The organism is Geitlerinema calcuttense NRMC-F 0142 (assembly GCF_030285425.1).
The window spans coordinates 19,789-40,900 of the sequence record NZ_JASVEJ010000035.1; the positions used below are offsets into that span (position 1 = coordinate 19,789).

Genomic DNA, 21,112 nt, shown 5'->3' on the forward strand with positions numbered 1-21,112 from the left:
TCACATGGGTACTTTTTGGTTGCTGGCAACAGAGGCAGCAGAAGCACATGAAGGGGGTTTCGGGCTAAATTTTGACCTGCTCGAAACCAATTTAATCAACTTGGTCATCATTATTGGGGTGCTGTTTTACTTTGGGCGCGGCTTTTTGGGGAAAACCTTGAGCGATCGCCAAGCTAAAATTGAAGCAGCGATTAAAGATGCTGAAAAACGGCAAAAAGATGCCGCCGCCGCCTTAGCGGAACAGCAACAAAAGTTAGCTCAAGCTCAAGCCGAAGCCGAACGCATCCGCAAGCAAGCACAAGACAACGCCCAACGAGCCAAAGAAGAAATCTTAGCTCAGTCGGTCAAGGAAGTCGAACGCCTGCGGGAAACAGCCACCCAAGAGATGAATGTCGAACGCGAAAGAGCGATCGCCGAATTGCGTCAGCGCGTGGCAACAATGGCATTAGCGCGAGCCGAAGCTCAACTCAAAGAGCAGCTTGATGAAGATCGCCAACAGCGCCTCGTCGATCGCAGCATTGCAATGCTAGGAGGTTAAGGCGTGAAAGGGAGTGGAACATTAGTCGGTGCCGTCGTTGAGCCGTATGCAGAAGCATTAATGTCTTTAGGACAGGCTAACGACCTCGTAGAAAGATTTGGGGAAGACGTACGGTTTTTAAAAGAATTGTTAGCAACTTCTGAAGAACTGCGGCAATTTATCGAAAACCCAATCGCCAAACCCGAAGCGAAAAAAGCCGTATTGCAGCAACTTGCAGGCGAGCAAATTCACGCGTATACGCTTAACTTTTTGTCGTTGTTAGTCGATCGGCGTCGGATTCAATTTTTAGATGCGATCGCCCAACAATATCTCGCCTTACTGCGGAAACTTAATAAAACCGTTTTAGCGGAAGTCACTTCCGTTGTCGAACTGTCCGACGATCAAAAACAGGTGATTCGCGATCGCGTAATTGCCATGACCGAAGCACAACAGGTCGAACTCGAAACCAAACTCGACCCCAGCTTAATTGGGGGCGTGATTATCAAAGTCGGCTCTCAAGTGATCGATGCCAGTTTGCGGGGTCAACTGCGGCGGATTGGTATTCGCTTAACCAGCGCCACCTAAACCCAGTCTCCAAGAAGATTCGAGTTTTGAGCCGTATTGGTTTACCTCAAGACTCAGCACAATTGCGAACCACTCAATACTCAAGACTAGGACAATGGTAAGTATCAGACCTGACGAAATTAGCAGCATTATTCGCCAACAGATCGAACAGTACGACCAAGAGGTTAAAGTCTCTAACGTCGGGACTGTTCTGCAAGTTGGAGACGGGATCGCGCGGATTTATGGCTTAGATAAAGCCATGTCCGGCGAATTATTAGAGTTTGAAGATGGCACCGTCGGGATCGCCCTTAACCTCGAAGAAGATAACGTCGGGGCCGTACTCATGGGTGAAGGTCGCGACATCCAAGAAGGCAGTTCCGTCACCTCCACCGGCAGAATTGCTCAGATCCCCGTAGGCGACGCCATGATCGGTCGGATCGTCGATCCCCTCGGTCGTCCCATCGACGGTAAAGGCGATATCAATACCAGCGAAACCCGCTTAATTGAATCGATGGCTCCGGGGATCATTCAACGCCGCTCCGTATACGAACCCCTACAAACCGGGATTACCGCTATTGACGCGATGATTCCCGTCGGTCGCGGACAGCGGGAATTAATCATCGGCGACCGTCAAACCGGGAAAACCGCCGTTGCTATTGACACGATTCTCAACCAAAAAGAAGAGAACGTGATCTGCGTCTACGTCGCCATCGGTCAAAAAGCCTCCACCGTGGCTCAAGTTGCCGGAATTCTCCAAGAACGCGGCGCGCTCGACTACACGATCATCGTTGCTGCTAACGCGAGCGACCCCGCTACCCTGCAATACTTGGCTCCCTATGCGGGCGCAACCTTAGCCGAATACTTCATGTATCGCGGCCGCCACACCCTAGTGGTTTACGATGACTTGTCCAAGCAAGCCCAAGCTTACCGCCAAATGTCCTTGCTGCTGCGTCGTCCGCCCGGACGGGAAGCGTATCCTGGAGATGTTTTCTATCTCCACTCTCGCTTGCTCGAACGTGCCGCTAAACTCAGCAACGAACTAGGCGAAGGGAGCATGACCGCTCTGCCGATTATTGAAACCCAAGCGGGTGACGTATCGGCATACATCCCGACCAACGTTATTTCAATTACCGACGGTCAAATCTTCCTGTCTGCGGACTTGTTTAACTCCGGTCTGCGTCCGGCGATTAACGCGGGGATTTCCGTCTCGCGGGTAGGTTCTGCGGCTCAAACCAAGGCGATGAAGAAGGTTGCCGGTAAGCTGAAGCTGGAATTGGCTCAGTATGATGACCTGGCAGCATTTGCTCAGTTTGCGTCTGACTTAGATAAAGCCACCAAAGACCAACTCGCACGCGGTCAACGCCTGCGCGAACTGCTGAAACAGCCGCAATACTCCCCCTTGAGCGTTGCCGAACAAGTCGCGCTAGTGTACGCCGGGATTAATGGCTATATGGATGATATTCCGGTGGACAAAGCGGCGGCCTACGCAAAAGGTCTGCGGGAGTATCTCAAGACCAGCCAGCCGAAGTACCTCGAAATTATCCGCAACGAGAAGCAACTGACCGAAGAAGCTGAAAATCTGCTCAAAGCAGCAATTTTAGACTACAAAAAGAGCTTTTTAGTCTCTGCTTAGGTCGAAAAAGGGGTTGGTCTGACTCTAGAGACTCGCCCCTTTTTGAGTTGCCATTCGCCATTCGCCATTCGCAAAACTATGCCTAACCTTAAAGCAATTCGCGATCGCATTCAGTCGGTTAAGAATACGAAAAAAATTACAGAAGCAATGCGTCTAGTGGCGGCGGCAAAAGTACGTCGCGCTCAAGAGCAAGTCATTGCTACGCGCCCCTTTGCAGACCGTTTGGCCCAGGTGTTATACCGCTTGCAAGGTCGGTTGCAATTTGAAGATGTTGACCTGCCGTTACTCAAACAGCGCCCGGTGAGAACGGTTGGGTTGTTGGTGGTTTCGGGCGATCGCGGTTTGTGCGGCGGTTACAATGCCAACGTCATCCGCCGGGCCGAACAACGGGCGAAAGAACTGCAAGCCGAAGGCCTCAACTATCAATACGTTTTAGTCGGCCGCAAAGCCATTCAGCATTTCCAACGCCGCAACGCGCCGATTGCGGCAACCTACGCCAACTTAGAGCAAATTCCTAGCGCCAGCGAAGCCTCTACCATTGCTGACGAACTGCTGTCGCTGTTCCTCTCAGATGTGGTGGATCGCGTTGAGTTGGTCTACACCAAATTCGTCTCCTTAATCAGCTCTCGCCCAGTGGTGCAAACCCTGCTGCCCTTGGATGCTCAAGGCTTAGAGGCTGCTGATGACGAAATCTTCCGCCTCACTTCGCGGGGGGGCGATTTTGAGGTCACGCGGGAGAAAGTCACCTCCCAGGCTCGCGCATTGCCCAGAGACATGATTTTTGAGCAAGACCCAGTGCAGATTTTAGACGCGCTGCTGCCTTTGTACTTGAATAACCAATTATTGCGATCGCTCCAAGAAGCGGCCGCTAGCGAACTCGCCGCTCGGATGACGGCCATGAGCAGCGCCAGCGATAACGCCTCAGAGCTAATTACCACCTTAACCTTGTCCTACAACAAAGCCCGCCAAGCCTCCATTACCCAGGAAATTTTGGAAGTGGTTGGTGGTGCCAGCGCTATTGGCGGTTAATCGGGTTGCGGCGCAAGTCTGGAGATTAACGCAAAATCTACCCAGAGTGCGATGAATCTTAAGGGAAAAGAAAGGATGAATAGTCCTTTCTTTTTTTTGTTTTGAATGTTTCAAAAATCCCCCCTTTCAGAAGCTACAATGACATAAACTTGTAGGCCTGATTGAAAGCGATTGTCTCAACTGCTGACCCTCCCCCAATTCCCCGCCCAAATTTGCCCGCTGACCAACGGATTAACCCTAATCCATCAAGCCATTCCTGCGACTCCAGTTGTGGTTGTTGATGTTTGGGTACAAGCCGGAGCCAAACTCGATCCAGAAGATGCGCCGGGAATGGCTCATTTTCTAGAACACATGATCTTTAAAGGGACCAACCGACTCGCAGCCGGGATTTTTGACGAGGCGATTGAAAGTCGGGGTGGCTTAAGTAACGCCGCCACCAGCTACGATTACGCTCACTTTTTCATGACTACTGCGGTCGTTCATCTCAAAGAAACGCTGCCCTATCTAGCAGAATTATTGCTGCATCCGGCAATTCCAGAGGAAGAATTTTTTCGGGAACGCGAAGTGGTCATGGATGAAATTCGGCAAACTCAAGATGACCCCGATTGGCTAGGCTTTCAAACGCTACTTGAAAATCTTTATCCTAGCCATCCCTATGGCCGTTCGGTGTTAGGCAGCCAAATTCAACTGATGCAGCAAACGCCGGAACAAATGCGCGCCTTTCACCGCCAGCATTATCGACCCGATAACATGAGCGTGGTGGTGGTTGGGGGAATTGAGCAATCTCAAGCCTTTGATTTAGTCAGCGAGTGTTTTGCGGAGTTTGAAACAAGCCATTTTCCCCCCTTACCCCCTCCTCAACCGCCCGCCTATCACCCCCCCGGCTGACTCAACCCTACCGCCGCGAACTGAATTTACCCCGTTTAGAACAGGCACGCTTAATGATGGCTTGGTTGGGGCCGGGCGTAGATTCCTTAAGAAGTGCTTACGGGTTAGACTTAATTTCAGTTTTGCTGGCTTCGGGTCGCACTTCGCGGTTAGTTCGCCAATTGCGCGAAGAACAAGGATTAGTTCAGGGCATTTGCGGTAACTTTTCCTTGCAAAAAGAATCGAGTTTATTTACCCTCACCGCTTGGCTAGAACCGCAAGAGCTTCCGCAGGTGGAAGAACTCATTCGCGAAAGCTTGTTACAATTGCAAACAGTGCCGGTTTCAGAAGCAGAACTGCTGCGCTGCCAAAGACAATTATGTAATGACTACGCTTTCTCTACGGAAACCCCCAGCCAACTTGCAGGACTATACGGTTACTACAATACGATTGCTCAAGCCGAGCAAGCAGCTATTTACACCCGTTGCATTCAGTCTTTGCAACCCGAAGATATCCAGGCATTGGCCCAACAATATCTTTCACCCGATTGCTACAGTGCTATCGTGATGAAACCGCTCTGGTAGTTCTGTTAGCCTCCGGATGGGGATGAAAGTCGTTAACATCAGTAAAGATTAGGTATTAGGGAAAACTTTGTGAGTCTAAGTGTGACGCCTTCGCGACAGAGCTACCAAGTCGATCGAATTGAGTTAGAAAATGGCATGGTGGTATTGGTAGTTGAGAATTTCGCTGCTGATATCATTTCAGGTCGGATTTTTGTGAAAGCGGGAAGCCGACGGGAGAGTCGAGAAAAAGCGGGACTGGCGAATCTCGTAGCATCGGTACTCACGAAAGGCACAGAACGGTTGAGTTCGCTGGAAATTGCCGAAAAAGTGGAATCGGTTGGCGCGAGTTTGGGGGCAGATGCCGCCTCAGATTACTTTTTGGTGAGTTTAAAGACGGTTTCAGCGGATTTTAGCGATATTTTAGGGCTAGCGGCCGAGTTATTGCGATCGCCTGCCTTTGAACCAGCTCAAGTGGAACTCGAACGCCGCCTCGCGTTGCAAGCGATTCGTTCTCAGCAGGAACAGCCGTTTGCTCTAGCCTTAGAGGGGTTGCGTCAATCGATGTACCAGCAACACCCCTATGCTTATTCTGGGTTGGGTTCGCTCTCAACGGTGAGTCAGTTACAAGTAGAAGACTTACAGGCTTTTCATTCCACCTATTTTCGACCCGATAACATTGTTATTAGTTTATCTGGCCGCATCTCCACCCCGGATGCGATCGCGCTGATTAAAGAAACCTTTGGCGACTGGCAACCCCCGGCAACGCCCCTTCCGGCTTCCCCAGTGGTAACAGTTCCGCCCATCTCTGGCGTGACCATTTCTCCCCAGGAAACCCAGCAAGCCATTGTCATGCTAGGTTATCTGGCGGCCTCTGTCCAGAGCGAGGATTATGCGGCGTTAAAATTGCTGAACACCTATCTAGGAAATGGGTTATCTTCGCGCCTGTTTGTGGAATTGCGCGAGAAGCGGGGGTTAGCCTACGATGTTTCCTCTTTCTATCCCACCCGCAGCGAAACCTCTCAGTTTGTGCTGTATATGGGAACGGCACCCACGAATACCACGGTTGCCTTAGAAGGACTGCAACAGGAAGCCGAACGCCTTTGCACCACTCGACTCACTCCAGAAGCCTTGCAAGCCAGCAAAAATAAACTCCTAGGACAATATGCGCTTGGCAAACAAACCAATGCTCAAATTGCTCAAGTATTGGGATGGTACGAAACCATTGGCTTAGGCATCGATTTTGACACTCAATTCCAAGTTGATGTCAGTAATGTTACGGTTCCCATAGCTCAGGCGATCGCCCAAAAATATTTTACCAACCCTTACATCTCCCTGGTCGGGCCGGCCGAAGTTGTGAATCCCTTTGTAGAAGAGTGAACCCCATCCTAACTCAATGCGAATGCCTGAGATAGTTTATATCTCAGGCATTCAAGCGTTTATTAGAGAATAAAGGCAGATAGACCTACATCAAGCCGAGTTGAGATAAAATCCCTTGACCCGTCAGATACTCAGTTGCCAAACCAATCAGAAAACCTAGCATTGCCAGACGACCATTCCAGGTTTCCGCAAACTCAGTAAAGCCAAACTTGGATTCTTGATTTTCCGTCATGATGCAGACCTCGCACTACAAATCAATTACCTGTTATTAAACTTAACGCAGCCTGCCAGAGTTGACAACATTTCTTAATGTTTGCCCAAAACCTTAAGCCATCAGCTTTTCGATGACCCAAGCGCGAATTAAGCCATTGACCGCATCCGGAACTTCATCGTGGGGACAATGACCCGCCTGCAAAAAGTATTCAGCCACCTGCGAGTAATACTGGCGGAACTTGGCGCTGCGCTGTCTGGCATTAATCCAAGGGTCAGCCTCACCCCAAAGTAGCAGTAGCGGGCAAGCAAGCTGACTCAGCAATACATCCACCTTTTCCCCTTGGGGCGTATTGAACACCGAGGCAAACACCTGCACCGCCCCCACATCGCAAGACGGGCGATAAATCTCCTCAACCAACTGTTCCGTGACTGCGCTTTGGTCGAGGTAGACTTTTTGCAACGTCTTGCGAATCATCGACTTTTGGCGGACGTACTGAAATAACAAGAAACTCGCCCAAGGCTGGCGAAACATGGTTTGGCTAGCCTGTCCCAATAACTTTTTCAGCGGTTCTGGAGGAGGGGCGGCTTGGGCTTGAGTAAAGGGGCCTGCACTGTTAATCAGAATCAAACCCGCCGCCGTATCCGGAGATTGGGCAGCCGCACACAGCGAGGCATAACCCCCCAGGGAATTTCCAGCGAGAACCGCTGGTTGGCGAATCACCTGAGTGACAAAATCGCTGAGTTGGTCGCGCCACAGGTCGCCACTATAGGCTAACTGAGGTTTAGCCGAGCGTCCAAAGCCGAGCAAATCAATCGCCCAAACTTCAAAATCTTGGCATAGGCCCGCTAGATTTTTCCGCCAGTGGTCAGTGGAAGCCCCAAACCCATGTACCAGCAGGAGGGGGGGACGTTGGGAATGGCGTTCTCCAGCCCGAACATAGTAAATTCGGTGGCCCCGCCATTGCCAATAGGTGCCGGGAAGGGGGGCCGTGTAGGAAGTCAGCGTCTGCATTACGAAGCGAACGAAAATGATAGGACTTAACGTATTTTAATCATTCCTACGGGTTAGGGCGATCGCAAGTCCTAGAAAACTGACGCCCCTTCCTTAATGACCAATCATCCAAGGACGACTCCCCCGATGTTCGCGGTTGCGCGGGGTTTCAGGTTCTTGGGTGCGTTGAACTCGCTTCGGTTCGGGCTGTTCGTTTCGCAGGCGCAGATTCCCCGTCAGAATCATCGGAGGAGAGAAAAGACGCTGGGCAACTGCATTGCATTGGGGACAGTGCATCGGCGTACTTAACTCCGCCAAGCTGCGCCATTTCTCAAAGTTGCCGCAAGTTTCGCAGCGAAAATCATAAAGTGGCATAGGTTTAGAAGGAAATGAGAATCTAGCCAAATCAAAGGTTGAGCAATTGCATCGGCCCCTTAAGTGGGCAAGATATTTTTATCAAAAATCTCTGTTGGCAAAGCTAAGGTGCAACAAGCATTGGGAATATCAACAATGCCGCTAATTCGACCCTCAACGGGGGCACAGCTTAAAAGCAGATAAGCTTGTTCGCCTGTATAACCAAACTTTTTCAAATACTCAATCGCATTTAAACAAGCCCGACGGTAAGCGACATGAGCATCTAAGTAATACTGTTCGCCGCTAAACTCATCTACAGAAATTCCCTCAAAAACCAAATACTCAGAGTAACGCGGTTCTACCGGGCCGGGTTTAAAGATAGGGTTAATCATGCCATATTTTTCCACCCCACCTTTAATAATATCTACATGCAAATCGAGGTAGCCTGCCATCTCAATTGCGCCACAGAAAGATACTTCTCCATCGCCTTGAGAGAAGTGAATATCGCCCATTGAAAGGTTAGCCCCATCCACATAAACTGGGAAGTAAATTCGCGAGCCTTTCGAGAGGTTTTTAATATCGCAATTTCCTCCATGTTCCCTAGGCGGAACGGTTCGGGCAGCTTCAGCCGCAACTCTCTCAAATTCTGACCCTTTCAGAGACCCTAAAACAGCATTTTCAGGAGTCGGTAAAGCCGCAAGGGGAGGAATAGCAGGTTTCCACGGCGGGCCGCCTTTTTGAACGAGTTCCGCTTCGCGCTTATTCCATTTCGCTAAAAGTTCGTGAGAGGGGGCGCAACCAATTAAACCGGGGTGGCTGAGTCCGGCAAAACGCACGCCAGGTATATGACGAGATTGGGTGTAAATGCCTTGAATATCCCAAATTGCTTTAGCGGCATTGGGGTAGTGGTCGGTTAAGAAACCGCCGCCATTCTCGCGGGCAAAAATGCCTGTAAATCCCCATTCATCGCCTTGTAAAGGACCGATGTCGAGAATATCAACAACCAAAATATCTCCAGGTTCGGCACCCTTGACATGAATGGGGCCGCTGAGAACGTGAACGACGGTTAATTTGACATCGCGAATATCGTCTGGATTATCGTCATTTTTGATTTGTCCGTCTGTCCAATCTTTACATTCAATCCGAAAAATATCGCCAGGATTAACGGAAACAACAGCAGGAATATCAGGGTGCCAGCGATTATGTCCAACAATTTCTTGTTCGGACATAGATTTGGTTAAATCAATTTTGAAGAGAACTTCTGGCATGGTTTACTCGCTTCAGCAACAGTCTGCTGAATTCTTGAATTTACATTCAGATAATCTTAAGTCTTGAATTCAGTTTGAAACCTAAAGTTTGTTTTAAATCTGGTAATCTGTCTCGCAAGAAATTAGTGTAAAAAAGCTGAAACTGAAATTGTATTTATTTTTACAAAACCAGCTAATTTTTGTAAACTTGTATCCTCTATTCAGGAATATCAATAAGCGGCTGCTCTCAATCCATACTGGATGCAGGCCCAGGACAATCTAAAGCACGAAACTATCGTCCCCGTAGAACAGTGCTTGAGAATCTGGACAACCCCCGTAGGATTGGGGAAGCTTATCTAAGTTTGCAAATGCTAGTGAGAAACAAAGCCTGCGACCAACAGCGGAAGCAACAACACCGCAACCACGATTAGGAGCAAGGTTCCGGGTTCGACGTTAATGACGTTTTTATCGGGTTTATTCGGGTTATTCACAATCCGTATTCTCCGCTAGGGTTGGGTTTATTGTAGGGGAAAGTTAGGGGCGATCGCTTGATCTAGAGATAGACTCTCATCCCTACCCTAAAAGTTTAGAGTTCAAACTATTTAATTGCTTTTGATTTGGGTAGCGTGCTTTTTAGTACCGCCAGTTCGCATCATTTAATACTAGGGCGTTCCGTAAGCGCGATCGCCTTTTTTAAGGTTTTCTAGACTTCTCCGTACAATCACTAAACGAACGGAGAAAAAATACGAAGAACAGAAAAGTCTGGGAACTGTAATTTCCTCGGATAGGAGTATACAGAAGGTTACTTTCTTGAGTGTAAATGCGGATATTTTTGTGTATTATGAATAGCTATCCCCCCAGTATTATTGCCATGAACCCAGTAGCAACACTTAAGCATCGGGAATTGCCCCGTAAAATTGTACTGAAAACCCCAGTTACAGCTGTTCCCTTCAATGTACAAATTGAGACAATGACTGATTGGGCGCGTCAGCGAGAAAGCCGTACCGTCTGCGTAGCGAATGTTCACATGCTGACCGAAGCCTATCAAAACCCTGAATTTGCTTCCGTATTGCAAGAAGCAGACCTCGTAACCCCCGATGGAATGCCTTTAGTTTGGATGTTGCGCTGGTTAGGAACCCAAGAGCAAGACCGAGTGGCGGGGCTTGACATCTTCGTCGCCCTCTGTCACCTCGCCTCCCTACAGGGCATCAGCATCTTCTTCCTCGGTTCAGATGATGATACCCTAGGCCGGATTAGAACCCGACTCCAGCAAGAATTTCCCGACTTAAAGATTGCGGGTATGCAGTCTCTCCCCTTTCGTCCCCTCACAGAATCAGAAGACGAAGCCATCATCGAACAAATTAACACCAGTGGTGCAGGCTTCGTCTTTCTGGCCTTGGGTTGTCCCAAACAAGAACAGTGGATTGCTCAACACAAACACAAAGTCCAAGCCGTCATGCTCGGTTTAGGTTGGGCTTTTACCGTCTATGCTGGCATTCAGAACCGCGCCCCGCGTTGGATGCAAAAAGCCGGGTTAGAATGGCTCTATCGCCTTGCCCTCGAACCCGGTCGCCTCTCGCAACGCTACTGGCACAGCAACCGCCTGTTTATTCAACTCGCCATTAAACAACTTTTAAGTGCTAAATACGCCCCTCGGTTGCATTCCCCCACGACTGAAGGTTAAGCACCTGGCAAGCACGAACGAGTTTTTGCGACTTGAATGGCTTGTTGGTAAATTGCTAGCAATTGCTCATAGTTCGCGTCTGGTGTATAAGAGCGTGCATACACCTGATTTCCCCGTCGTCCCATTTCTCGCAAAGCTTGAGGATGTGCAACAGCCCATTCTAGCTTCGAGGCCAAGTCTGTCGCGTTTCCTGCCTCAAAATGCAAGCCCGTCACCTGATTTTCGACTATCTCCCCTAGACTCCCTAGGCGAGAAACAATCACGGGTAAACTACACGCAAACGCTTCAATAATACTCAGACCAAACGGTTCGTACCAAATCGATGGAAAAACTAGAAATTGGGCAGATTGCATCAGGTGCAATACTGTGCTTTTCTCTTGCCAACCTAAAAATTCAATGCAGTCCTGAAGATTTGCCGCCTTCACTTGATTTTGCAAGTCTTCTAGCAAAGGGCCAGTCCCGACAATTTTCAAGGGGAATTGGAGATTTCGGCATTGATAAGCCTGAATCAGGATTTGCACCCCTTTTTCGATGGAAAGCCGACCGACATATAAAGCAAACGGTTGGCGTTGGAGAGTATCCTGAACGCTGAGTGCGACAAAGTTAGGTTTTACCTGAAGCTTGGCTGGGGGTAAACCCGCCTGAATCATTTTGTTTTTTTGAAACTGCGTCAGCACAATATAGCGAGTGACGCGGTTTTGCCAAGTTTGGCGCAAAGTATGGGCCGCTAGCATGGTAGCAGTAACAGCAGATTGCGATCGCGATCCGCGATAACATCCATACTTCACCCCAGGCCAGGGAATCGCCTTCCCCAAACACTCCTCGCACACCCGCCCCTCGCGAAACAGCAGCGCATTGGGACACCCCAAACGATAATTATGTAACGTTTGCACCACCGGAATCTGCGCCTCGCACGCCGCATCGTACACCGACGGCGACAGCAACGGGAAAAAATTATGTACGTGCAGCACATCCGGCAAAAACCATTGAATTTCCTCACCCACTCGCCGCTTGGCGGAATGCGAATAAATTGCACTCACCGCCGCCTTCGCCTTACCCCCAACTCCCTGAATTTCATCATTGGTTGTTTCTATCAGCCGAACCTCATCACCCTTCGCCTCCAATAACACCTTCTCCGCCTGGACAACCGCCTCCTCACCCCCCGCATACTGATAGCGGTTATGCAAAATTAGAATCTTCATGTCGGTTGAGACTCCAGCAACAACGGCGTGGGATGCATCTTGACATGATTGCGCCCGACCAAAGAATGGCGTTTTCCTGATAACTCTCGCATTTGCCGAACGCCCCATTCCGGGGGAAGTTCCAAACGTTGATTGCGGTTAGGATTCCAAACAATCCAAGCCATCGAACCATCAGAACGTTGTAACTGACAAATCCAAGCCCGTTGGCGGGTTTCGCATTGCTTTAGTGTCGAACCCACCAACCAATGCTGAAGTTCTGTATAAGCCCTGGCTACTGCCTTCGGACGCTTGAGGTCATAATCCGTTAGCCCCATACTGCGATGACCCCACGCATACCAATAAACCTGTTCTACCCCAGCCGCCCAATTGAGAATATAAGACCGCGCCAAATATGCCACCGCATCCCTAGAATTCAAAGGTCTTCCCGCCCAAGTTTCATCCTCAATATTTTGGTCGGAATTCTCCATTCTCCACCCCATCTCAGTATTCCATAGGGGCTTATCTGCCACTTGGTATTTCGCCATCAACGTCTGAACGTGACGAATGACGGGTAGCATAGCCTCCGGGGCATGGGGCGCAACATAAAAGTGATAGCCACTCACATCCGCCGCCTGACCCCCTCCCAACGCTAAATATCGCTCAAAATAACGTAAATGTTCGCCATAGGGAGACAGTCCAGAAGACACCACCGTAATATTTGGGTCAACCTGTTTGAGGACTTGATAAGCTGCTTGGTTGAGGCGCACCAACTGTTCAATTGTCCCCGAATAGAAGCGCGGCACATTCGGTTCGTTCCACAGTTCGTAATAGCGGACGCGCCCTCGGTAGCGAGTCGCCACGGTACGGACGTAATTTTTCCAATCTTCAATATTTTTGGCTTCAGCCACAGCCCCATTTGGCGGGTTAGGGTAGCAACATCCCGGTTCCTCTGGGCGGGCAGATGCCCAAGTTGGCGTTTCCTTGAGAATCAGCATCACCTCTACCCCTTGCTGTTCGGCGAGGGCAATATCTCGGTCAAGGGTGGCAAAATTCCACTCGCCCTGGCGGGGTTCCAGTAGCGGCCAATCTGCATAGAAGTTACGCCAAATTCGGAAAGGAATACTCGGCCAACTTGCCCCATAGTCCAGGTTAATCAGATTTAGGTTAAATAGGCTCGCCGGAATCGGTTTTGCAGCCGGGGTAAACACAGAAGGATTGCCCGATGAAGCAAAAAAAGGCAAGCTTTGCTGCTGCAAACAAAACGAGAGTAATACCGAAAGAATAAATAAGCCGCTATAACGCAATCGTTTAATCATCAGTTTTTCCTAAACGCACTGTTTTTCGAGGAGTCATCCAGCCAATGAGGAGCATCATTAAAACAGAGGGATAGACTAAAAAATCGGGAACATTCGCTTCAGTTAACCCGCGAATTAAAACGTAAACTAGTAAGGAAAGCCCTAAAATAGCTTGCGGTAACTGAGCTTGCTTTGCTCGCCAAATTAAGCCAATGTAAGCGAGATAGGTGAGGATGCCTAAAATTAGACCCACGCCCCCTAAATTAAACCAAACATTTAACCATTCATTGTGGGGATGCACGAGGCGAATGGCAATCACTTGGGGAGCAACATCGCGGTAGGATTGATAGCCATATCCCCAAACAGGATTTTCTTGAATCATTTCCCAGGCAATTTCCCATAAAACTGTTCTTCCTGATGCGGTTGTCAGGGCTTCTCCTCCCTGTTGTTCGTTTAAATATTCGTTGAGATATCTTCCCAAGGTGGGTAATGAGGCGGCTAGAAGTAAGCTAGTTCCTCCCAAGGTCATTAGCTTTTTTTTGATGCTAATTTTACTGCAAAAAATATAAATTAAAGCCGAAATCAAGAAAGCGGCTATCGATGTTTTACTCAAGCTCGTTAATAACGTAAAAAGCTGAAACATCAAAAAATATAAATAGGTTTTCTGTTGTTTAGTCGTTCCCCAACTTTCTAACGCCAAAAACATCGTACATAGGCAATTTATAGCCATGCGGTTGCCAATATCATTCGGATGTAAGAAGAGTTCATGTCCTAAACGCCCTTCCACTGTTCTAGCATTAAACAGGAAAGGAACTAAAGCATAAACCAGACCTCCCCAAGCAAGTCCTTGTAAGGATTTTATTGCGACTTTATCGATATCAGCCCGCAGAAAAGTTAAAATAACTACTACAATTTTCAATGTCAAGGTTAACCAATAACCCATTGCAGAGAAACGAGGACTTGCACCTGTCCAAAATAGCGACAACCCCGCCCATCCCGTCAATAGCAATAAACATTTAGCAGCAAAGGATTGAAAAATTTCTGGATTTCGCAATCGTCCGCCGATTAATAAGCTCGATAGGAGAAAACCCGCTAAACTAATAGGGGGTAAATAACTAACGGCTGTTCCTAATGCAGGTTTGCTTTGAAAGAAAACAAAGGTTAAACAGCCTTCAATACTCAAGAAGAACCAAAACCAAAAAGCTAGGCTTTCAATTTTGATAACAAATCTTGATTTCTTCCGATTCTGGGGCAAATTTTCGCTAAAAGACAAGGCTTTTTCGGGCATTTCGACGAAATTCTAATCAATGAGTTGTTAATCTCTAGAGAAGTTGGAGTTTTGATTGAGAAAGGCTAATTTGGTCAAAAAATAGCAAAAGTTTATTTACAATCTTAGCAGTTTCAAAACAGCCATGAAAGCGGGATTCAGCAGCTTGAGACAATGCTTGATATAAGCTTTTATTCTCTAAGATTTCTATCAGTTGCTTGGCTGCGAACTCAGGGTTATCTAAAGTCCAAAAATAACCTTCTACTCCTGAATTGAAAATTTCAGAAATGCCTCCAACGTCTCCCGCTAGTACGGGCAAACCCGACGCTAAAGCTTCTAATAAGGAGATTGGCAAGTTATCGATTTTGGCGCTATGAACATAAAGGCGATGGCTAGCCAGAAGTTGAGAGGCTTGCGGCTGAAATCCCCAAAATTTGACTTGTTCGGTAATTCCTAGAGTGTCAGCAAGCTGTGCTAATTTAGCTCTATCAGAACCGTCTCCAACCAAGCTTAAAGAGTAATGGAAACCCTGTTTTTTAGCCGCTGCGAGAACCTCCAATAGGTACGCTTGATTTTTACGAGGTTCTAGGGTGCCAATATTAATTAAGTCGCGCTTTTTTTCTAGAGAATTTAAGGGAGTTGGTTTGGCAATAAAGCAGGGAAGACAAATCTTATTCAAGGATTGAGTGGCGGGAATTCGCGTTTCTACTTGAGATTGCATGAATTGAGAAACATAGACAATCCCATCGAGTTGAGGTAATATCTTTTCCTCTAACTCTTGAATTGTTCGATAAAGGTTTCCCTTAACCTGTATTTTGCCTTTTTCTGCCCACTCCTCCGCCTGAGAAACATTAAAGTGAACGACCATTACCACTTTTTGCTGAGGATTTTGACGAACTTCTAAAGCTGCTTTTGCTGAAAGTGGACATTGAGCATAGATGAGGGGATTAATTCCAGGTTGGGCAGCATTTCGTAGAGACTGCTTTAACGCCTGCTTGAGAAAAAAATAGTGCCAGTAACGATACCACCATACACTCCATTCCCCATTCAGCGGATCGATGAGTTTGCGGAGGGCAAAAACAGGGATAACGAGCCAAGAGAAGTAAGAAAAAGGGGTGATAATTGCGGTTTCTCGACCGATTTGAACGAGGTAATCCCGCAACATATTAAAGTAAGTTTGGACGCCAGTTTCTCCCTGTTCGCGCATTAAGGTGGCGATGAGGATGGGTTGAGGGGAGTTCATAGGAAGACACAGGGGCTATAGAGGGTTTAGGCTGGATGCAGGCGGCGAGGGGTGGTGCGCTTTAGCAGTTGTCGTTTGGCTAAATACGCAAAATAGGTGCAGTCGTGCAGGAAGGTTTGTAAGGGTTGATTAGAGGTGAGTTTATAGCCGTATTGGTGCTTGATTTTAACGGTTTCTTGGCGGCGAATTTGGGGATAGACAACGCTGATGTTGGTATCGTGCCAGCGAAAGGCGGCGAAAACATCGGGAACGTAGGCGAAGCGATAACCTAGTTTTGCCAGTCGGACAAAGTATTCGTAGTCCATACAGGTTTTGTAGGAGATATCGAGTAAATGTCCGCTGTCGATAATGCTTTTTTTGAAAAAGGTGGTGGTGGATTGAATATAACACCCGTAGTAGAGGAGAACGCCGTAATCAAAAATGTGGTCTTGTTTAGTCCGAAGCGGTTGTTTATTTTGGTCGATGAGTAGGGTATCGCTATAGACGATGCTGGCGTCTGGCTGTTGGGTGAAGGTGTGGGCGACTTTGGCGAAGGTATCGGGTAGGTAGTAGTCGTCAGTGTTTAACCAAGCGACGATATCGCCTGTCGCCATTTGAAAGCCTTTGTTGATGGCGTCTGATTGACCTTTATCGGGTTCGGAAATCCATTTGAGGTGGGGGAGGTGGTTGTAGCTTTTCAGAACCTCTAGGGTGTTGTCGGTGCTTTGGGCATCGAGGATAATATGTTCTAGATGGGGATAGTTTTGTTGGGCAACGCTTTCAATCGCATCTGCGATATATCGCCCTTGGTTGTAGGAGGGGGTGATAATGCTAATTTTCATGAATTTAGAGTTGGGGCTGAAGTGGAGTTTAGCGTTTTTTTGAGATAATGGGAAATGGCGATCGCAAAAAATATCAAACCCGATAGCTGACCGATGAAAAGCGCGATCGCAATTCCGATTTCCTGAAAGTATTGTCCCAGAACATAAGTAAACAATAGGGCGGCTGTCGTTGAAATAATCGTATTCCAAATAATAATGCGGGTTTGGTGAATTGTGCGATAGAAGTAAAAACCCTGAAGTTGGTAAAATACCGCAAAAGCTGCCGCGAGTTGCCAAATCACCAGAGGCGCAAACTCTCGATATTCTACCCCATAGGCAAATTCCATAATCCAAGGAGAGAGGGCGGCTATGATGGCGCAAGGTAAGGCAATAAGCAGCCCTCCACCTAGGCAAACTTTTTGCATGTATTGCACTAAGCCAATAAGCTGCTTTTCAGCATATTGACGAGCCGCTTGAACGGGAATAAAGTTATCCATTGCCTGAAACAAAATATTAAACGGGCCGACAATATTTTGAGCGGCGCGAATTCCCCCGGCTGCCCGCGTTCCCAGAAAGCTTGCTCCTAATATTAAAATCCCCTGAGAACCGAGCCAGTGTATCTGTCCAGCCACTAGCAGGTTGCGTCCGGTGTGCCAACTTTTCTGGAATGCTTGACGGGCATCGGTTAGATTGAGGGCAAGTTTTTCGATTAATGCACCCACTCCAAAGGCGAGGGCAGAAGTACAAGCAATTCCCCAAAAAACGCGCTCGATGGTGAATTGGTTGAGGTGATGTAAAACCAATAAAACAATAACTTGTCCGCCATAACTAATCGAGTCATTAAAAAATACTGATTTGCCTTTTTGATAAATAAAATAATATCGTCTTAACCAATCCTGGAGTTGAAAGCTGAAGATACTCGCAATTAGAGGAAACTGATAAAGCGGTAAGTTCCATCGGGGAAAATAAACATCGGCAAATTGTCCTAAGATGAGCAGACCCAAACACAGAAGCAGCGTAAACCCAATCTGCAATGTTAGAGTACCTTTCATATACTGAAGGCGTGGTTCTCCTAACTGCATTTGTGGCGCGATGCTCATCATCGGAGCCACAATTAAAGCGACTTGAAAGGTATTGGCATAGAGGAAAATAGCATAGAGTAAAACAAATTGTCCGTATCCTTCTAAACCCAAGAAACGCGCTAGAAGAATGCCGGTTAAAAAATTCATGCCGCTGACAATAATTTGATCGGCAAGTACCCATTTCACATGAGAGGATCGCTGCCAAAATCTTCGCAAATGTTGCATACTGTTGACCTAAAATACAGCAATTTTTACCTTGCTTAAGAATTTGAGAGCTAAGGGTAAATTCAGCGCCCTGAAACCCCAATTGACTGACAAAACGGTTGTCGGTTGGGTTAGCGTGAGCGTAACCTAATAGCAGCCAGAGTTGTGTTGGGTTTCGTACCTCAACCCAACCTACACGACGATCTTGATTGTCAGTCAACCAGCTTGGCACCTGCGATCGCTCTCCCTCAGTATAAGCCATTCGATCGCGATCGCCTAGATATTAATACTGAGAAAGTAGACTGAAAGTTGTTCTGTATATTACAGAGGTAGAAGAACGGCGAGTTTCAAGAAAGTCTTTGCTATGCTTTGGGCAATTCTACGGCTCAGTTCGGTCTTGCACTTTACCGTTTCTTTGCAATCTTCCATCGTAATAATACTGAAAATTCACCAATACTTAGATTTACTGTAACAAACCGCTCCCCCCTATAACTTCATCCCTTTGAGGCGAGAGTTAGAGGAGGTTGGCGAGGGATAGTCCACCCCCATTGGATACTCTTTGGCGTAGAAATAGCTGTCGGGTTCATTATCCGGACTCACGCTATTAATCACCATCCCTAAAACATTTTGACCGGATTGGGCGAGTAATTCCTTAGCGGCGATCGCGCTAGCTGCATCCACTAGTTGCGGCTGTACCACAATTAACATGCCATCCGTCATGGCCGATAAAATCCGGGCATCCGCCGCCGCACTCAAAGGAGGTGTATCCAAAATTACAAAATCGTAGGTTTGAGCGCAATCCTCAATCAACGCCGCCATCCGGCGCGAGTTCAGCAAGGCGAGAGGGTTGGGGGGTAACGATCCGGCGGTTAGCACAAATAGATGGGGCATCACTTCCGCGATCGCCTCGTGGGGATCGACCTGCTCTACAATAATATTGCTCAATCCCACCGTTTTCGGGGTATCCCAAAACGCCTGTTGGGAGGGGTGGCGCATATCGGCATCCACCAGCAAGACTCGGAACCCTAATTGAGCAATAGCCAAGGCTAAATTCGCCGAAACCGTCGATTTCCCTTCCTTGGGGATAGCACTCGTCACTGCAATCACCCGAACCTGACGGTCTGAACCCAGAAACTTGAGGTTGGCGTATAACATCCGGTAGGATTCGCTAATTAGCGATCGCGGCGCATCCTTCACCGGCAGTTTTGGCTTCACCCGTTCCCCATCCTTACCATAGGACAAGCCCTTATCAATCTTCTCAAAATTGGGAATAATCCCCAATAGCGTATAACCCAAATACTCTCGCGCCTCGCGTACCGTTTTAATGCGAGTATCCTTCGCATCCAACACCAACGCAGCGACAACCGCTAAAAAGATCCCCACCACTCCACCCAAACCAAAGTTAATTTTCTTCTGGGGAGCAATCGGTCTTTCAGGAAATACCGCCGCTTGAATGACGCGAACATTTCCAATATTTTGTTCCTCAGCAATCCGCACTTCCTGCAATCGCGTCAATAGGGTTTGATAGGTAGACTGCGCCACCTCCACTTGACGTTCTAAATCTCTTTGGGATTCTTGCAGTCGGGGTAACGCATTCGCCCGTTGTTTGTGAATTGCATACTCGTTGAGCAATTCGTTGAGTTGACTATTCACCACCAAGCGGTCAACCTCAGAATTGACTAACTGTTGCATGAGGTCGAGTTGCAATTGTCCCATTTGCAAATTCCCTGGAGCGATCGCGCCTGGGGAATTCCCTAAAACTTCAATAATTCGCCTTTCTAAAACTCCTCTCAGGCGGGCTTGCTTGGTTTCGAGATCGATAATAATTGGGGCTTCATCTAGAAAGCGACTCCGTTCTAATTCTAGACGATTTTCAATGGCTTGTAATTCCGCGATCGCCTTTTGTACCCCTTCAGATTGACTTAAGGCACTCAGCGCTATTGCTTGCTGGCTATCAATTCCCGTTTGACTCCGCAGCGCAGCTACGCGCGTATTGGCACTGTTTAAAGCAACTTTTGCCTGAGTAATCTCGCCTTCGAGTCCCCCCAGAAGGGTAACGGTTGCACTCGCTTCTTGATCGAGCGCTACAATTCGATTATTTTCTTTGAAAACGCGCAAATTTGCCTCAGCTTCTTGAACAGTAAATTCACTTTTAGGGAGTTGTTCTTCAATAAACCGCCGCACGGCTGCTGCTTGAGCGCGATTGGTTTGAATGTCGTTTTCCTGATAAAATTGCATTAAGCGGTTAACGACATCTACCGCCTCTTGAGGATCGTTACTTTTAAAGGAGATTTGCAAGACATCGGTATCCTTTAAGGTCGAAATAGACAAGCGTCTTAAAAAGTCTTTACGTTTCAGCGGTTGACCTTCTTCATCTCTAAGATCCAGGGCTTGCATTACCCCTTCCGAAGTCGCTACAGAACGCACAATTGCCACTTCAGTATCTAAAGGATTTGTGGGCGGCGAATGAATTTCGGGAACTTCTTTACCGACCACAGTCACATTAGTGGTGACATTATTTTTCTTAAATAAAAGTTCGCCTTGGGCTTGATAAGTTGGCTTTTGTAAAAAAGTAATTGCCGCTGTTGCCCCAATTGCTGCACAAAAAACAATCACAGCGGGGAAGAAGCGCCGCTTAAAGACTAATCCATATTGCTTTAAGTCTATTGCATCCGAGTCTTCAAGATGTGTCATATTGAAATGCCCAATTTTGATTCAAAAAGATGCTGATAAACTTCAATAAATACATGCCTGAAGCAATGAACTAAAAGCGATCGCAACACTCTCGTTTCAAGCGGCTGTGATGAACAAGTGAGTTGAGCAATCCCCCCAAAATAGAGGAGATATCTGGGTAGATACGCGGTAGCCCCAGGGTGAGAGGCTCTAAAGAAGGCTCAGGTTGAATTGAGGATGAAAGGATAAGGGTTTGGGCAGACAGTCCCCAAGGCGCAAAAATGCCTTAAAACGTTCCTCTCAATCATAGTCTCTCCCCTCGCGAGGG

The 21,112-nt window shown here is 47.8% G+C and carries 18 protein-coding genes and 1 pseudogene; 8 read left to right on the forward strand and 11 right to left on the reverse strand.

Annotated features, from left to right (window positions below):
• The first annotated feature begins 4 nt into the window (after positions 1-4).
• The 6 genes and pseudogenes from QQ055_RS09070 to QQ055_RS09095 all read left to right on the forward strand — a co-directional run bounded on the left by QQ055_RS09070 (position 5) and on the right by QQ055_RS09095 (position 6,550).
• The gene (locus QQ055_RS09070) at positions 5-538 is read left to right on the forward strand and encodes a F0F1 ATP synthase subunit B (protein WP_069967802.1); all 534 of its coding nucleotides are present in this window, start codon (positions 5-7) and stop codon (positions 536-538) included.
• 3 nt (positions 539-541) lie between these two features.
• Positions 542-1,102: an ATP synthase F1 subunit delta gene (gene atpH, locus QQ055_RS09075; RefSeq protein WP_071958164.1), complete on the forward strand. Its 561-nt coding sequence runs from the start codon at positions 542-544 to the stop codon at positions 1,100-1,102.
• A 94-nt stretch (positions 1,103-1,196) separates the two neighbouring features.
• On the forward strand, positions 1,197-2,714 hold the full coding sequence (gene atpA, locus QQ055_RS09080) for a F0F1 ATP synthase subunit alpha (protein ID WP_069967804.1): 1,518 nt from the start codon (positions 1,197-1,199) through the stop codon (positions 2,712-2,714).
• A gap of 78 nt (positions 2,715-2,792) precedes the next feature.
• Positions 2,793-3,743, forward strand: a complete 951-nt coding sequence (locus QQ055_RS09085) for a F0F1 ATP synthase subunit gamma (protein WP_069967805.1) — start codon at positions 2,793-2,795, stop codon at positions 3,741-3,743.
• A 171-nt stretch (positions 3,744-3,914) separates the two neighbouring features.
• Positions 3,915-5,194, forward strand: a pseudogene (locus QQ055_RS09090) (M16 family metallopeptidase).
• Between the two features lie 69 nt (positions 5,195-5,263).
• On the forward strand, positions 5,264-6,550 hold the full coding sequence (locus QQ055_RS09095) for a M16 family metallopeptidase (RefSeq protein WP_284477129.1): 1,287 nt from the start codon (positions 5,264-5,266) through the stop codon (positions 6,548-6,550).
• Positions 6,551-6,635: 85 nt separating this feature from the next.
• On the opposite strand, the gene QQ055_RS09100 is transcribed toward QQ055_RS09095, so the two are convergent.
• The 4 genes from QQ055_RS09100 to fmdA form a co-directional block, all read right to left on the reverse strand.
• A complete protein-coding gene (locus tag QQ055_RS09100) occupies positions 6,636-6,782 on the reverse strand; it encodes a chlorophyll a/b-binding protein (protein ID WP_069967808.1) in 147 nt (48 codons plus the stop codon).
• A gap of 93 nt (positions 6,783-6,875) precedes the next feature.
• Positions 6,876-7,775 (reverse strand): alpha/beta fold hydrolase, encoded by a 900-nt coding sequence (locus QQ055_RS09105; protein ID WP_284477128.1) that lies wholly within the window; start codon positions 7,773-7,775, stop codon positions 6,876-6,878.
• Positions 7,776-7,868: 93 nt separating this feature from the next.
• Positions 7,869-8,129, reverse strand: coding sequence for an FmdB family zinc ribbon protein (locus tag QQ055_RS09110; RefSeq protein WP_283358130.1), 261 nt, complete (start codon positions 8,127-8,129; stop codon positions 7,869-7,871).
• A 59-nt stretch (positions 8,130-8,188) separates the two neighbouring features.
• Positions 8,189-9,376, reverse strand: a complete 1,188-nt coding sequence (gene fmdA, locus QQ055_RS09115; RefSeq protein WP_283358129.1) for a formamidase — start codon at positions 9,374-9,376, stop codon at positions 8,189-8,191.
• Positions 9,377-10,226: 850 nt separating this feature from the next.
• Between fmdA and QQ055_RS09120 the strand changes: the two genes are divergently transcribed.
• Complete coding sequence (locus QQ055_RS09120; RefSeq protein ID WP_349775339.1) at positions 10,227-11,039, forward strand: WecB/TagA/CpsF family glycosyltransferase; 813 nt, start codon at positions 10,227-10,229, stop codon at positions 11,037-11,039.
• Here QQ055_RS09120 and QQ055_RS09125 read toward each other — a convergent pair.
• From QQ055_RS09125 to QQ055_RS09150, 6 genes are read right to left on the reverse strand one after another with little or no spacing between them, the layout of a single operon-like run.
• Positions 11,036-12,241, reverse strand: coding sequence for a glycosyltransferase family 4 protein (locus tag QQ055_RS09125; RefSeq protein ID WP_284477126.1), 1,206 nt, complete (start codon positions 12,239-12,241; stop codon positions 11,036-11,038). The two genes, QQ055_RS09120 and QQ055_RS09125, sit on opposite strands and share 4 nt — an antisense overlap.
• Positions 12,238-13,536, reverse strand: a complete 1,299-nt coding sequence (locus QQ055_RS09130; RefSeq protein ID WP_286004595.1) for a cellulase family glycosylhydrolase — start codon at positions 13,534-13,536, stop codon at positions 12,238-12,240. The genes QQ055_RS09125 and QQ055_RS09130 overlap by 4 nt, the downstream gene beginning before the upstream one ends.
• Positions 13,529-14,803: an O-antigen ligase family protein gene (locus QQ055_RS09135; RefSeq protein ID WP_284477124.1), complete on the reverse strand. Its 1,275-nt coding sequence runs from the start codon at positions 14,801-14,803 to the stop codon at positions 13,529-13,531. Before QQ055_RS09135 ends, QQ055_RS09130 begins: the two co-directional genes overlap by 8 nt.
• Positions 14,804-14,837: 34 nt before the next feature.
• The gene (locus QQ055_RS09140; RefSeq protein ID WP_284477123.1) at positions 14,838-16,025 is read right to left on the reverse strand and encodes a glycosyltransferase family 4 protein; all 1,188 of its coding nucleotides are present in this window, start codon (positions 16,023-16,025) and stop codon (positions 14,838-14,840) included.
• Positions 16,026-16,051: 26 nt separating this feature from the next.
• Positions 16,052-16,846: a glycosyltransferase family 2 protein gene (locus QQ055_RS09145; RefSeq protein ID WP_284477122.1), complete on the reverse strand. Its 795-nt coding sequence runs from the start codon at positions 16,844-16,846 to the stop codon at positions 16,052-16,054.
• Positions 16,843-18,132 carry a lipopolysaccharide biosynthesis protein gene (locus QQ055_RS09150; RefSeq protein WP_284477121.1) on the reverse strand — a complete coding sequence of 430 codons (1,290 nt, stop codon included), beginning with the start codon at positions 18,130-18,132 and terminating at the stop codon, positions 16,843-16,845. The genes QQ055_RS09145 and QQ055_RS09150 overlap by 4 nt, the downstream gene beginning before the upstream one ends.
• A gap of 147 nt (positions 18,133-18,279) precedes the next feature.
• On the opposite strand from QQ055_RS09150, the gene QQ055_RS09155 reads away from it, so the two are divergent.
• Positions 18,280-18,417: a hypothetical protein gene (locus QQ055_RS09155; protein ID WP_286004596.1), complete on the forward strand. Its 138-nt coding sequence runs from the start codon at positions 18,280-18,282 to the stop codon at positions 18,415-18,417.
• Positions 18,418-18,597: 180 nt separating this feature from the next.
• Here the strand turns inward: QQ055_RS09155 and QQ055_RS09160 are convergent, their stop codons facing one another.
• A complete protein-coding gene (locus QQ055_RS09160; RefSeq protein WP_284477120.1) occupies positions 18,598-20,805 on the reverse strand; it encodes a GumC family protein in 2,208 nt (735 codons plus the stop codon).
• Positions 20,806-21,112 lie beyond the last annotated feature (307 nt).